General features: G+C 70.2%; 15 protein-coding genes. 5 read left to right on the forward strand and 10 right to left on the reverse strand.

What is annotated here, in order from left to right; genetic code table 11:
• Positions 1-5 precede the first annotated feature (5 nt).
• A complete protein-coding gene (locus H286_RS0103025) occupies positions 6-1,190 on the forward strand; it encodes an AI-2E family transporter (RefSeq protein WP_020097063.1) in 1,185 nt (394 codons plus the stop codon).
• Positions 1,187-2,434, forward strand: coding sequence for a threonine ammonia-lyase (ilvA, locus tag H286_RS0103030; protein ID WP_018188336.1), 1,248 nt, complete (start codon positions 1,187-1,189; stop codon positions 2,432-2,434). Before H286_RS0103025 ends, ilvA begins: the two co-directional genes overlap by 4 nt.
• Before the next feature lie 10 nt (positions 2,435-2,444).
• On the opposite strand, the gene greA is transcribed toward ilvA, so the two are convergent.
• Both greA and H286_RS0103040 read right to left on the reverse strand, forming a co-directional pair.
• Positions 2,445-2,924 carry a transcription elongation factor GreA gene (greA, locus tag H286_RS0103035; RefSeq protein WP_018188335.1) on the reverse strand — a complete coding sequence of 160 codons (480 nt, stop codon included), beginning with the start codon at positions 2,922-2,924 and terminating at the stop codon, positions 2,445-2,447.
• Positions 2,925-2,995: 71 nt separating this feature from the next.
• Entirely contained in the window at positions 2,996-3,400 is a 405-nt protein-coding gene (locus H286_RS0103040) for a DUF4307 domain-containing protein (RefSeq protein WP_020097064.1), read from the reverse strand.
• 60 nt (positions 3,401-3,460) lie between these two features.
• On the opposite strand from H286_RS0103040, the gene H286_RS0103045 reads away from it, so the two are divergent.
• A complete protein-coding gene (locus tag H286_RS0103045; RefSeq protein ID WP_020097065.1) occupies positions 3,461-3,745 on the forward strand; it encodes a hypothetical protein in 285 nt (94 codons plus the stop codon).
• Here H286_RS0103045 and trhA read toward each other — a convergent pair.
• A complete protein-coding gene (gene trhA / locus H286_RS0103050; protein WP_028497375.1) occupies positions 3,717-4,421 on the reverse strand; it encodes a PAQR family membrane homeostasis protein TrhA in 705 nt (234 codons plus the stop codon). The two genes, H286_RS0103045 and trhA, sit on opposite strands and share 29 nt — an antisense overlap.
• A 119-nt stretch (positions 4,422-4,540) precedes the next feature.
• Here trhA and H286_RS0103055 point away from each other — a divergent pair, with 119 nt between their 5' ends.
• Positions 4,541-5,326, forward strand: a complete 786-nt coding sequence (locus tag H286_RS0103055) for an isoprenyl transferase (protein WP_018188331.1) — start codon at positions 4,541-4,543, stop codon at positions 5,324-5,326.
• A 258-nt stretch (positions 5,327-5,584) separates the two neighbouring features.
• Positions 5,585-6,895, forward strand: coding sequence for a PhoH family protein (locus H286_RS0103060; protein WP_018188330.1), 1,311 nt, complete (start codon positions 5,585-5,587; stop codon positions 6,893-6,895).
• A 63-nt stretch (positions 6,896-6,958) separates the two neighbouring features.
• Here the strand turns inward: H286_RS0103060 and H286_RS0103065 are convergent, their stop codons facing one another.
• The 7 genes from H286_RS0103065 to xseA are packed head-to-tail and all read right to left on the reverse strand — an operon-like array spanning position 6,959 to position 12,834.
• Positions 6,959-7,615: a response regulator transcription factor gene (locus H286_RS0103065; protein WP_018188329.1), complete on the reverse strand. Its 657-nt coding sequence runs from the start codon at positions 7,613-7,615 to the stop codon at positions 6,959-6,961.
• On the reverse strand, positions 7,612-8,592 hold the full coding sequence (locus tag H286_RS0103070; RefSeq protein WP_018188328.1) for a sensor histidine kinase: 981 nt from the start codon (positions 8,590-8,592) through the stop codon (positions 7,612-7,614). Before H286_RS0103070 ends, H286_RS0103065 begins: the two co-directional genes overlap by 4 nt.
• A gap of 10 nt (positions 8,593-8,602) precedes the next feature.
• A complete protein-coding gene (locus H286_RS0103075; protein ID WP_028497376.1) occupies positions 8,603-10,000 on the reverse strand; it encodes a class II fumarate hydratase in 1,398 nt (465 codons plus the stop codon).
• Between the two features lie 48 nt (positions 10,001-10,048).
• Positions 10,049-10,687 (reverse strand): carbonic anhydrase, encoded by a 639-nt coding sequence (locus H286_RS0103080; protein ID WP_018188326.1) that lies wholly within the window; start codon positions 10,685-10,687, stop codon positions 10,049-10,051.
• Entirely contained in the window at positions 10,684-11,307 is a 624-nt protein-coding gene (locus tag H286_RS0103085) for a DUF4245 family protein (protein WP_020097068.1), read from the reverse strand. The genes H286_RS0103080 and H286_RS0103085 overlap by 4 nt, the downstream gene beginning before the upstream one ends.
• Positions 11,307-11,528, reverse strand: coding sequence for an exodeoxyribonuclease VII small subunit (locus tag H286_RS0103090; protein ID WP_018188324.1), 222 nt, complete (start codon positions 11,526-11,528; stop codon positions 11,307-11,309). Before H286_RS0103090 ends, H286_RS0103085 begins: the two co-directional genes overlap by 1 nt.
• 10 nt (positions 11,529-11,538) lie before the next feature.
• Complete coding sequence (xseA, locus tag H286_RS0103095; protein WP_020097069.1) at positions 11,539-12,834, reverse strand: exodeoxyribonuclease VII large subunit; 1,296 nt, start codon at positions 12,832-12,834, stop codon at positions 11,539-11,541.
• Positions 12,835-12,864: the final 30 nt, after the last annotated feature.

Genomic DNA, 12,864 nt, shown 5'->3' on the forward strand with positions numbered 1-12,864 from the left:
AGCCAGTGAGCGGCACCGACGACAAGCCCCGCAACGGCTTCTTCGACTCCCTCCGTGCACGCACGGTGTCCACCGACGTGTCGGGGACGGTCCCGCGCGGCCTGAAGATCGCGACTGCCTACGCGTGGCGCTTCCTCGTCCTGGCGGCGGCGATCGCCGTCATGGTCTGGATCGTCATCCAGCTGCGGCTGCTGATCATCCCGCTCCTGGCCGCGATCCTCATCACCGCTCTCGTGTGGCCGATGTTCACCCTCCTGCTGCGGCGTCTACCGCGCTGGCTCGCGCTCATCATCACCCTGCTCGTCACGGTCGCCATCATCGGCGGACTCCTCTGGGTGGCGATCTGGCAGATCACGCAGGATGCGGCATCCGTTCGCAACCGCACGATCGCGGGGATCGGGCAGTTCCGGGACTACCTCATCGACGGTCCGCTCCACCTCACCGGGCGCGAGATCGACGACGCCGTCCGGCAGGGCTTCGGGATGCTCCAGGAGCAAGCGCAGCTGCTGTGGTCGGGTGCGCTGGCGATCGGGTCGACGATCGGGCATGTGGCGACCGGCATCCTGCTGACGCTGTTCATCCTCATCTGCATCCTCGCCGACGGCGGCGGCATCTGGCGCTGGGTCGTGCGGCTGTTCCCCCAGCGCGCCCGTGACGCCGTCGACGGCGCCGGCCGGGCCGGATGGCGCACGGTGATCACCTATGCCCGCACGCAGCTGCTCGTCGCCACGATCGACGCGATCGGCATCGGCGTCGGCGCGGCCCTCCTCGGGGTGCCGCTCGCGGCCCCGATCGGCGTGCTGGTCTTCCTCGGCGCGTTCGTCCCCTTCGTGGGAGCGGTGCTGACGGGCGCTCTCGCCGTGTTCCTCGCCCTCGTCTACAACGGGCCGTGGATCGCCCTCTGGATGCTCGTCATCGTCCTCGGCGTCCAGCAGATCGAGGGCCACATCCTGCAACCGCTCCTGATGGGGGCAGCCGTCAAGGTCCACCCGCTGGCCGTCGTGCTGGCCGTGGCAGGGGGCGCGATGATCGCCGGGATCGCGGGCGCGGTGTTCGCCGTCCCGCTGGCGGCCTTCGTCAACGTGGTCTGGCTCTACCTCTCGCGGCGAGGGTGGGAGAAGCCCGTGGATGCCGGTCCTGACGACCTCATCTGGAGCACCGTGCCGCGAAGCAGGAGGATGACCGCGTGAGCGAACAGGCGAAGATCGCCGCCCCCACCCTGGCGGAGTTCGAGGCCGCCGCGACCGAGCTCGCCGGTGTCGTCTCGCGCACCCCCGTGGAGGGCTCCGACTTCCTGTCGGGAGTCCTCGGCGCCCCCGTGCACCTGAAGCTCGAGAACCTTCAGCGCACCGGCTCGTTCAAGATCCGCGGTGCGACCTACCGGCTGTCCCGCCTCACCGAGGAGGAACGGGCCCGCGGCGTCGTCGCCGCGTCCGCCGGCAACCACGCGCAGGGGGTCGCCCTCGGGGCGCAGACCCTCGGCATCCGTGCCACCATCTTCATGCCCCTGGGCGTGCCGGTACCCAAGCTCCTCGCGACGCGCGGATACGGCGCGGACGTCATCCTCGAGGGGGCGACGGTCGAGACGCCGCTCCGCCTCGCGCAGGAGTTCGCCGAGCGCACCGGCGCCGTGTTCATCCCCCCCTACGACAACCACGACATCATCCTCGGCCAGGGGACCCTGGGCCTCGAGCTCATGGATGAGATCCCCGGGCTCGAGACCGTCGTCGTCGGCATCGGCGGGGGAGGGCTCGCCGCCGGCGTGGCCGCGGCCGTGAAGGCGCGCGCCGCCGCCGAAGGTCGCAGCATCCGGGTCATCGGCGTGCAGGCAGAGAACTCCGCGGGATACCCGGGCTCGCTCCTCGCCGGCCGTCCGCTGGACGCGGAGCACACGTCGCCCACGATCGCGGATGGGATCGCGGTGAAGCGGCCCGGCACGATCCCGTTCGACATCATCCGTGACCTCGTGGACGAGGTCGTCACGGTGAGCGACGATGACATCGCCCGCGCGATCCTGGTGCTGATCGAGCGCGCGAAACAGGTCGTCGAGCCCGCCGGCGCGGTGGGAGTGGCCGCGATCCTCACCGGCAAGGTCGTCGCGTCGGGACCGACCGCGGCGATCCTCTCGGGAGGGAACATCGACCCACTGCTGCTGCAGCGCGTCGTCGCGCACGGCCTGGCGGCATCCGGTCGGTACATGACCCTGCAGATCCCGTTGCCCGACCGTCCCGGTCAGCTCGCACGGGTGTCCGAGCTGCTGTCGGTCGTGGGAGCGAACGTGATCGAGGTGCTGCACACCCGCCACGGACAGGGCCTGCAGATCAGCGAGGTCATCCTGCAGCTGAGCGTCGAGACGCGCGGTGAGGAGCACCGCGCTCAGGTTCTCGCGATCCTGCAGGACGCCGGTTACGCGCCGACGGTCGTCCCGAACTGACCGGAGCCGGTCACTGACCGGTGTAGGTCTCGACCTTCACGATCTCGACGGAGATCTCCTTGCCGTTCGGGGCGGTGTAGCTTGTCTTCTCGCCCTCGCGCAGGCCCATGATGGCTTCGCCGAGGGGGGATGCCTCGCTGTAGACGTCGAGCTCGCTGTTCGCGCCGATCTCGCGGTTGCCGAGGAGGAACACCTCTTCGCCGCCGGCGACGATCGCAGTGACGACGGTTCCCGACAGGACCGTGCCGTCGGATTCGGGCGCGACGCCCACCTTCGCGTCCTTCAGCAGCTGCTGGAGCGTGCGGATGCGCGCCTCCTGCTTGCCCTGCTCGTCCTTCGCCGCGTGGTAGCCGCCGTTCTCCTTGAGGTCGCCTTCTTCGCGGGCGGCCTCGATGCGCTTGGCGATCTCTTCGCGGCCCGTCGTCGAGAGCTCTTCGAGCTCGGCGGCGAGGCGGTCGTAGGCCTCCTGGGTCAGGAACGTCTCGGACACGTGATCTCCCGGTGCGGTCGATGGGTAAGCCAAACGCCCCGGCAAGTCACCGGGGCGCGAGAAATCCCAGCTTAGAGGATCCAGCAGGAGCGGACAAAACCTGTCGTGGCTTCGGCCGTGGTGCGGATGCGTTCGGTCAGGGCGCGGGTGTGGTCGTCCGAGGACTCCAGTTCGACGACTCTGAACCCGACGATGCCGTGATCCGGGTCCTGCGCCTCGAGCGCACACGCGACCTTGGTGTCGGGTCTGATCGACACCTGGAATCGGACCTCGACGGTGTGCTCGTCGACGACGGCGAACCCGGTCGAGTCGGCGTCCACCGAGTTGATCGCATTCGACACGGTCGACCAGCCGAGAAGACCTGTCGCGGCGACGGCGACGACACCGACGAGAACCCAGGTCATGCGGCGGGATGCCGTCGACCGGGTGCGCCCGTACCGCTCGGCGAGCTTGCGGTCGACGTCGGTCAGGGTCATGCGGCATCCGTTCTAGGCTGGGATCCCAGGCTATTCGCTCTGGCTGAGGAATGAGGTCACATGCCGGATCTGCGAGGGCTCGCAGCCACCCCGTCTCCCACCCCGACCGGACCGCCCGCCGAGCTGGTGACGCCGGGTATCGCGGGATTCGTCGCCATCGCGGTGGTGGCGATCGTGATCGTCCTCCTGGCGATCGACATGCTGCGCCGCATCCGCCGTGCTCAGTACCGGTCGGACGTCAACGAGATGCTGGATGCCGAGGAGGCAGCAGCTCGTGGAGAGGTCGCGCCCCGCGACGAGGAGGGACCCGAGGACCTCACGCCGGGAGGCCCAGCGAGGGGCTGAGCGGTGACAGCGAGATCAACAGGCACGCGGTCCAGTGGCAGAGGAACGCCAGCACCGTGCAGACGTGGAAGATCTCGTGGAACCCGAAGTGCCCCGGCCACGGGTTGGGGCGCTTCAGGGCGTAGACGATCGCACCGCCGGTGTAGAGCAGTCCGCCCACGATCACGAGGAACATCATCGCGACGCTCGCGCGCAGCAGGTCGCCCAGGTACATGACGGCGGCCCAGCCGAGCAGCAGGTACAGCGCGACGTAGAGCCAGCGCGGCGCGTTGATCCAGAACACCCGGAACAGGATGCCGAGCAGGGCGCCCGACCACACCAGGACGAGCAGCAGCGTCCCCTGACCGGGGGCGAGGGCGAGGGTGGCGATCGGCGTGTACGTCCCCGCGATGAGCAGGAGGATGTTCGCGTGATCGATGCGCTTGAGCACGATCTTGGTCCGCGGGCCCCAGTCGAAACGGTGGTAGAGCGCGGAGTTGCCGAAGAGCAGCAGCGAGGTCACCATGAACACGGCGGCCGCCCACTTCGCCGGGGCTCCCTGCGCGAGCGCGATCAGGACGACTCCCGCGACGATCGCGACCGGGAATGTGCCCGCGTGGACCCACCCGCGCCAGGTGGGTCTGATCTCGACCTGTTCGTCGACCGCCGCCGCTTCGAGGAGGGGCAGCTGAGGCATCTCGGCTCCGTCGTCGGGAAGGTTTCGGGTCACGTCCCCGAGCCTACGCGCGCCGTCATACCGGCGGCTGAATACGCGCCCCTCCCACTCCGATCGCCCGGCCGGAGTAGCGTAGCCCTGTGACCCGCGCCCCTTCGACCCAAGGACGCGGACTGCTGTACCGCCTCTACAGCTCGAGGCTGCGGCGCGAGATCGAGGCGGGCACGGTTCCGCACCACGTCGCGATGATGATCGACGGCAACCGCCGATGGGCCCGCCAGCTCGGGTACACGACCGTGTCGCACGGCCACCGCGCCGGTGCCGCGAAGATGCACGAGTTCCTGCGCTGGTGCGACGAGCTCGGCATCCAGGTCGTCTCGCTCTACCTGCTCTCGACGGACAACCTCGTCAAGCGCGACTCGCAGGAGCTCACGGACCTCATCGAGATCATCGCCGACCTCGCCGAGACCCTCTCGCACGAGCCGGGATGGCGCGTGAAGCACGTCGGTCGCGCCGAGGTGCTGCCGTCCGACCTCGCCGACGGCCTCCGGACGGCGGAGGCGCGCACCCGGGAGAACACCGGACTCCACGTGAACCTCGCGGTCGCCTACGGCGGCCGCGGTGAGATCGTCGACGCCGTCCGCAGCATCATCGCGAAGCACAACGAGAAGGGCGGCTCCCTGGAGGAGCTCGCCGAGAGCCTCACCCCCGAGCAGATCGGCGAGCACCTGTACACCGGTGGTCAGCCGGACCCCGACCTCGTGATCCGGACCTCGGGGGAGCAGCGCCTGAGCGACTTCCTGCTGTGGCAGTCCGCGCACAGCGAGTTCTACTTCGTCGAGGCGCTCGGGCCGGACCTGCGCGAGGTCGATTTCCTCCGCGCGATCCGCGACTTCGGCGACCGGGATCGGCGCTTCGGCAGCTGAGATCGACACGGGCGGATGCCGCCGGTGCACTCGACACGGAGAGTTCACACGTCGGACACATCAGGCGGCGTGTCGTGGCCCCGGAGTGTCGCCGGGGGAGCCTACGTTCATCCCAACGGGCAGAGCGTCCGTTCGGGTCGGCCTCTCACGACTCGTGACCCCTGGTCGACTCGTGACTGCCGGGTGGGTTCCCACCCGGGGCGGGAGTGGGTTGTGGCCACACGAGCACCTGAGAAGCAGCGTTACCAGGACGAGTCCATGGAGGGGGCCGAGGATCAGGACCTCCGCACCTATGTGCTGGACACCTCCGTCCTCCTGAGCGATCCGCGGGCACTGTTCCGGTTCGCCGAGCACTCCGTCGTGCTGCCGGTCGTCGTGATCACCGAGCTGGAGCGCAAGCGCCACGATCCCGAGATCGGGTACTTCGCCCGCCAGGCGCTGCGTCACCTGGACGAGCTGCGCGTCGAGCACGGTCGGCTCGATTTCCCCGTCCCCGTCGGCGACGAGGGCACACTCCGGGTCGAGCTGACCAACACCGACCCGACCGTCCTCCCCGCGGGGATGCGGCTGGGCGACAACGACACCCGCATCCTTTCGGTCGCCATGCACCTGAGCCAGGAGGGGCAGTCCGTCACGGTCGTCTCGAAGGACCTGCCGATGCGCGTCAAGGCGGCCTCCCTCGGCCTCCACGCCGAGGAGTACCTCGCCGAGCAGGCGGTCGATTCCGGGTGGACGGGGATCGCGTCGATCGACCTGTCGGGCGACGAGGTCAGCGACCTCTACGACAGCGAGATCGGCGTCAGCGAGGACGTGCGCGGGCTCCCCGTGAACACGGGCCTCGTGATCCACTCCGAGCGCGGATCCGCGCTCGGCCGGGTCACCGGCGACGGCTCGTACAAGCTCGTCCGCGGTGATCGCGACGTGTTCGGTCTGCACGGCCGCTCGGCCGAGCAGCGGATCGCGATCGACCTGCTCCTCGACCCCGAGGTGGGCATCGTCTCGCTCGGCGGACGCGCCGGCACCGGCAAGTCCGCGCTCGCCCTCTGCGCAGGTCTCCAGTCGGTCCTCGAGCAGCAGCAGCAGAAGAAGATCATCGTCTTCCGCCCGCTCTACGCGGTCGGCGGACAGGAGCTCGGTTACCTGCCCGGCGACCAGCAGGAGAAGATGAACCCCTGGGGTCAGGCGGTGTTCGACACCCTCGGGTCCGTCGTCACCGGCAACGTCCTCGAGGAGGTCGTCGCGCGGGGGATGCTCGAGGTCATGCCGCTCACGCACATCCGCGGCCGCTCCCTCCACGACGCCTTCGTCATCGTGGATGAGGCGCAGTCGCTCGAGCGGAACGTCCTGCTGACCGTCCTCAGCCGCATCGGGCAGAACTCCCGCGTCGTGCTCACCCACGACGTGGGACAGCGCGACAACCTGCGGGTGGGACGCCACGACGGCATCGCGTCGGTCATCGAGACCCTCAAGGGCCACGACCTGTTCGGCCACGTCACGCTCGTGCGGTCGGAGCGTTCGGCGATCGCCGCACTCGTGACGGACCTGCTGGAAGCCGGCGAACTCAGCTGAGCCGCATCCTGCACGCCACGACGCCCCCGGCCGACGGACCGGGGGCGTCGTGTGTCGGACATGTCACTCCCAGCGGTAGCCCTCGCCGCGCACCGTCATGATGTGGTCGGCGCCGAGCTTGGCGCGCAGATACCGCACGTAGACGTCGACGACGTTCGATCCCGGGTCGAAGTCCAAGCCCCACACCCGGCTCAGCAGGACCTCCCGCGTGAGGACCTCGCCCGCGTTCCGGACGAACTGCTCGGCGAGGGCGAACTCGCGCGACGACAGCTCCACCTCACGGCCGGCCACGGTGGCTCGGCGAGACAGGATGTCGAGCGTGACGTCTCCGCGCGTGAGCGAGGTGGGAGCGCTCGCGGCACTGTCGCGCAGCCGGGACCGCACGCGTGCCATGAGCTCGGCCACCGCGAAGGGCTTCGGGACGTAGTCGCTGGCCCCGGCATCCAATCCTTCGATCGTGTCGTTCGTCCCGCTCCGCGCGGTGAGCATGATCACCGGCGTCGTGTGGCCCGCGCCGCGGAGCTCGCGGAGGACGTCGAACCCGTCCATGGTGGGCAGTCCGACGTCGAGCACGATGAGGTCGACGTCGCCCGAGAGCGCGATCTCGAGGGCGTCGGGTCCGTCCTCGGCGCCGACCGCCTCGAACCCCTCCGCGTGCACGGCGCGCGAGACGAGCGACACGATGTGCGGTTCGTCGTCGACGATCAGGATGCGGGTCATTCAGTGGCCTCTCGCTGCAGCAGAACATCGCCGGCGCGGATGGGTGACGGCAGCGCCCCCCGGGTGCCGATGGGTATCTCCAGGGTGAACGTAGCACCGCCGCCGGGGGTGTCGGCGACGGCGCAGTACCCGCCGTGGGCCTTCGCGATCGCGTCGACGATCGCCAGGCCCAGACCCGAGCCGCCGACATGTCGTTTGCCCGTTCCGCGGTCGAAGCGGCGGAAGATCCGGTGGCGGACGGCGGGCGGGATGCCGGGGCCGTGGTCGCGCACCCAGAGCTGCGCTCCGGCGGCGTGGACGGCGCTCCCGATCTCGATCACCGTGCCGGTGGGGGAGTACTTGGCGGCGTTGTCGGCGAGCTGCACCCACGCCTGCAGCAGACGATCGCCGTCGGCGCGGATCACCGCATCCGCACCCTGCTCGACGCGCCAGTCGTGGTCGCCGATCACCCCGACCATCTCGAAGACCCGCTGGGTGAGCGCGGCGAGGTCCACCTCGCCCGTGGAGAGCTGTCCGCCCTCGACGGCCGCCAGCACGTCGATGTCGCCGATGAGGCGGGTCATACGGTCGAGCTCGGCGATGCCGAGCGCGCGGATCGCCTCGACGTCGTCCGGGTCCGCGGCATCCATCATCTCGAGGTGGCCGCGGACGATCGTGATGGGCGTCTTCAGTTCGTGACGCACATCGTCGAGCAACCGCTGCTGGGCCTCGAACGCGCCTTCCACCGTGTCGCCGGCGGCCAGTGCGGCCAGCCCTCGGCGCTCGAGGACCGCCCAGCCCACGACACCCACGCCCGCCAGGGCGGGGACCGTGGCGATCGCCCAGATCAGCGCGGTCCACCCGGCGGCGGCCGGGGCGACCAGCAGCACGACGACGAACGCCGCCGCGCCCACGCCGACGAGGCCCGCTGCGGCGACCGCGAGAAGGATCCCGAGTCCCGGCGTGCCCCGTCGCGGTGGTGCGGCGGCGCTGTTCACGCTCCGATTATCAACCCGGGTGGGTCATCGAGAGGAGGTCGAGCTTCTCATCGAGCTGCTGCTCGGACAGCTCGCCCCGCTCGACGTAGCCGAGGTCGATCACGGCGTCCCGGACGGTGATGCCCTTCGCGACGGAGTGCTTGGCGATCTTCGCGGCAGCCTCGTACCCGATGAGCTTGTTGAGCGGGGTCACGATCGAGGGCGACATCCCCGCGTATGCGGCGGCGCGCTCGACGTTCGCCTCGAGCCCGCTCACCGTCTTGTCGGCGAGGACCCGCATGGCGTTGGAGAGCAGCCGGATCGACTCGAGCAGCGCCGTACCCATCACGGGGATCGCGACGTTGAGCTCGAACGAGCCGGATGCCCCGGCCCAGGCGACCGTCGCGTCGTTGCCGATGACGCGGGCGGCGACCATCAGGGTCGCCTCGGGGACGACGGGGTTGACCTTGCCGGGCATGATCGACGACCCCGGCTGCAAGTCGGGGATGTGCAGCTCTCCAAGGCCGGTGTTCGGTCCCGACCCCATCCAGCGGATGTCGTTGTTGATCTTCGTGAGCGAGACGGCGATGGTGCGGAGTGCCCCGGATGCCTCGACGAGACCGTCGCGGTTGGCCTGCGCCTCGAAGTGGTCCTTGGCCTCGGTGATCGGCAGCTCGGTCTCGGCGGCCAGGAGCTCGATGACCTTCTGCGGGAAGCCCAGGGGGGTGTTGATGCCCGTGCCGACGGCGGTGCCGCCGAGGGGGACCTCGCCGACGCGCGGGAGGACGGCCTGGACGCGCTCGATGCCGAGACGCATCTGACGCGCGTAGCCGCCGAACTCCTGACCGAGGGTGACCGGTGTCGCGTCCATGAGGTGCGTGCGGCCGCTCTTGACGACGCTCTTCCACGCCAGCGCCTTCTCCTCGAAGGCCACGGCGAGGTGGTCCAGGGCGGGGATCAGGTCGTCGATGAGGGCCTGGGTGACGGCGATGTGCACCGACGTAGGGAACACGTCGTTGGACGACTGCGACGCGTTGACGTGGTCGTTCGGGTGAACGCTCGAACCGAGCTTGCGGGTCGCGAGGGTCGCGAGGACCTCGTTCATGTTCATGTTCGACGAGGTGCCCGAACCGGTCTGGTACGTGTCGACCGGGAACTGCGCGTCGTAGGCGCCCGTGACGACCTCGTCCGCGGCCCAGGCGATCGCGTCGGCGATCGAGCCGTCGAGGGTGCCGAGGTCCTTGTTGGCCAGCGCGGCGGCCTTCTTGATGCGCGCCAGGGCCGCGATCTGCGTCGACTCGAGTCCCGAGCCCGAGATGGGGAAGTTCTCGACGGCGCGCTGGGTCTGCGCGGCGTAGAGCGCGTCCTTCGGCACGCGCACCTCACCCATCGTGTCGTGCTCGATGCGGTAGTCGGTCTCGTCAGTCATGTCGTTCACGTCCTCGTTTCACGTGTCTGCGGAAGGGGGATGGGGGCGTCAGCCGGCTTCGCCGACGACGACGTCGGGGATCGCGGTGCCGTCGGCCAGGCGATAGTTCGCCCCGACCACCGCCACGCGTCCCTCGGCCACGGCGTCGCTGATGAGCTCGGAGGAGTGCAGGATGCCGGCGACGGTGTCGCGCAGGTGCTCGCGGCCGACCTCCTCGGCATCCACCGACGCTGCACTCGAGCCGGGGGTGGCCTGCAGGACGCGGCGGACGGCGGGAACGATCGGTGCGACCTGGCGCCAGATGCCGGCCGGGAGGGCGGGCGCGTCGGGAGCCGTCGATTCGATGGCGGCGCGGACGGCGCCGCACTCGTCGTGCCCGAGGACCACGATCAGCGGCACACCCAGGACGGCGACGGCGTACTCGAGACTGCCGACCACGGAGTCGGAGATCACCTGCCCGGCGTTGCGGATGACGAACAGATCGCCGAGTCCCTCGTCGAAGATGATCTCCGCCGCGAGTCGGGAGTCGGAGCAGCCGAACAGGGCCGCGGTCGGACGCTGCACGTGCGCCAGTTCATGGCGACGCTCCGCATCCTGTCGGGGGTGCTGGGGCTCTCCGGCGACGAATCGGCGGTTGCCGGCGAGCATGGCGGACCAGACGTCGGACGGGCGGGGGTTCTCGCTCATCGCGCCTCCTCTCTCAGGGTGCGGATCTGGTCGCCGAGGCTCTCGGCGACCGTCGTGGCGGCGCCTTGGTCGGTGGACTCGGCCAGGCCGATGACGACCGTGTCGGAGCCGATGGTCGTGGACAGGGCGTAGGTGATCTTCTCCACCGACGACGGCAGGTCGTAGACGTCCCACTCGATGCCGTCGATGGTCGACGTGCCGGTGGGTGCGTAGCCGCCCAGCTCTCGCGACACCCACTGCGCGGGCGGGTCGAACGCCTGGGTGACCTCGACGTAGCCGCTCGACGGGGCGTACACGATGCGCCACTCACCGCCGTCGACGAGCGCGGAGTTGGCACGCCACGATCCGGGCACTTCGGGGACGATCACACCGCGTCCGACGGTCTTCTCGGCCGCCGCTGCCGCGGCGGGGACATCCGCCTCGGGGGTGTCGGCGGGGGTGCCCCGTGGCACGCCGAGGTAGACCACGGCCATGATGCCGAGGCAGACGATGAGCGCGGCGATCAGGTTGCGGAAGGTCTTGCTGGACCGGTAGCGCTGCGACGACGCGGCCTTGCGGGCTGCGGTCTCGTCCGGCGTTTCGGGCCGGCCGAGCTCGGCGACGACGCGGGGTTTGGCCATCAGGACGCGGTCCCGCCGTCGGGGCGCGCCTCGTCGAGCCGCCGCTTGGCGCCCAGCAGCCATTCCTCGCAGCGCGCCGCGAGGGCCTCGCCGCGCGTCCACAGGCTGAGCGACTCCTCGAGCGTGGGCGACCCCTGCTCGAGTTTCGCGACGACCTGGACGAGCTCGTCGCGGGCCTGCTCGAAAGTGAGGCTCGAGACATCACCCGCGTCGCTCGTCATGGCTCCCATCCTAGATCGCGGAGGGAGCGGCATCCGCCCCCGTCTCGGCGATCTCGCCCGCCGAGCGCGCCGCGAACGAGCCGCGCCCCACCGTCACGACGACGTCGGTCCCCGCGGGCGCCTGCTCCGCGTCGCGGACGATGCCGCCGTCGGGGAGGTGCGCGATCGCGTAGCCGCGGTCGAGGGTGGCGCCGGGGGAGAGGGCGCGGAGGGATGCCCGGAGCTCAGCGGTCGAGCGGGCCGCGGCATCCCATCTGCGGGTCATGACGTCGCGACCGCGGGACGTCAGCGCGACGATCTCCTGCGCGCGGCCGGTCAGCAGGGACTCCGGATCCCGCAGGACCGGGCGCGAGCGCAGCTGGGCGAGCGCGGCGATGTCGTGGCCGACACGCTGGGTCAGCCGGGTGCGAGCGCGGCTCCGCAACTGCTGCACGAGGGCCCGCTGCTCGGACACGTCCGGCACGACCCGCTTGGCGGCGTCCGTCGGCGTGGAGGCCCGGAGATCGGCGACCTCGTCGAGGAGGGGGTGGTCGTTCTCGTGTCCGATGGCGGAGACGACGGGGGTGGATGCCGCGGCCACCGCGCGGACGAGCCTCTCGTCGCTGAAGCCGAGCAGGGTCTGCGGATCGCCGCCGCCGCGGGCGATGATGATGACGTCGACCTCGGGATCGGCGTCCAGCTCGCGGAGTGCGGCCAGCGTCTCGGGGACGCAGCGGTCGCCCTGCACGGCCGCATGGATCGTCCGGAACCGGACGTGCGGCCAGCGCAGCTCCGCGTTGCGGTGGACGTCCTTCTCCGCGTCGCTGCGCTCACCCGTGATCAACCCGATGACGTGGGGCAGGAACGGAAGCGGCTGCTTGCGTGCCGGGTCGAAGAGACCCTCTGAGCGGAGCGTCGCGCGTAGTCGCTCGAGCCGCTCGAGCTGATCCCCGAGACCGGTGTGACGCATGGCGGAGACGGTGAAGCTGAAGTCGCCCGTCTTCACGAAGTAGTCGGCCTTGACGCACGCGACCACACGGTCGCCGATCTTCAGGTCGCCGGGGGTGCGCTGCAGCGTGGAGGACCACATGCGGAACGAGAGCATGCCGTCGCCCGAGGCATCCTTCAATCGTCCGAAGACGTGACCACCGCGGAGGTTCCACGCGGTGATCTCGCCCTCGACCCAGACCGCGCCCCACTTCTGCACGAAGTCGCGGATGGTCTCGTTCAGACGGGAGACCGAAGTCGGGGTGTCGGGGGAGGAGTCCCGCGGGTGCACCGCATCCGGCGGCGGGACGGCACCCGCCTCGGTCTGGAAAGTCGTCACGGTGACCCATCTTGGCGCACACGTCCCCCA

Source organism: Microbacterium sp. 11MF, assembly GCF_000383475.1.
GTDB lineage: Bacteria > Actinomycetota > Actinomycetes > Actinomycetales > Microbacteriaceae > Microbacterium > Microbacterium aquilitoris.

What these genes read in the sequence shown, in the direction of transcription:
- H286_RS0103060 (WP_018188330.1), top strand. Translation starts at nt 5,585, where the DNA reads ATGGAGGGGGCCGAGGATCAGGACCTCCGCACCTATGTGCTGGACACC.
- H286_RS0103085 (WP_020097068.1), bottom strand. Translation starts at nt 11,307, where the DNA reads ATGGCCAAACCCCGCGTCGTCGCCGAGCTCGGCCGGCCCGAAACGCCG.
- H286_RS0103040 (WP_020097064.1), bottom strand. Translation starts at nt 3,400, where the DNA reads ATGACCCTGACCGACGTCGACCGCAAGCTCGCCGAGCGGTACGGGCGC.
- H286_RS0103065 (WP_018188329.1), bottom strand. Translation starts at nt 7,615, where the DNA reads ATGACCCGCATCCTGATCGTCGACGACGAACCGCACATCGTGTCGCTC.
- H286_RS0103080 (WP_018188326.1), bottom strand. Translation starts at nt 10,687, where the DNA reads ATGAGCGAGAACCCCCGCCCGTCCGACGTCTGGTCCGCCATGCTCGCC.
- H286_RS0103045 (WP_020097065.1), top strand. Translation starts at nt 3,461, where the DNA reads ATGCCGGATCTGCGAGGGCTCGCAGCCACCCCGTCTCCCACCCCGACC.
- H286_RS0103075 (WP_028497376.1), bottom strand. Translation starts at nt 10,000, where the DNA reads ATGACTGACGAGACCGACTACCGCATCGAGCACGACACGATGGGTGAG.
- H286_RS0103090 (WP_018188324.1), bottom strand. Translation starts at nt 11,528, where the DNA reads ATGACGAGCGACGCGGGTGATGTCTCGAGCCTCACTTTCGAGCAGGCC.
- trhA (WP_028497375.1), bottom strand. Translation starts at nt 4,421, where the DNA reads ATGCCTCAGCTGCCCCTCCTCGAAGCGGCGGCGGTCGACGAACAGGTC.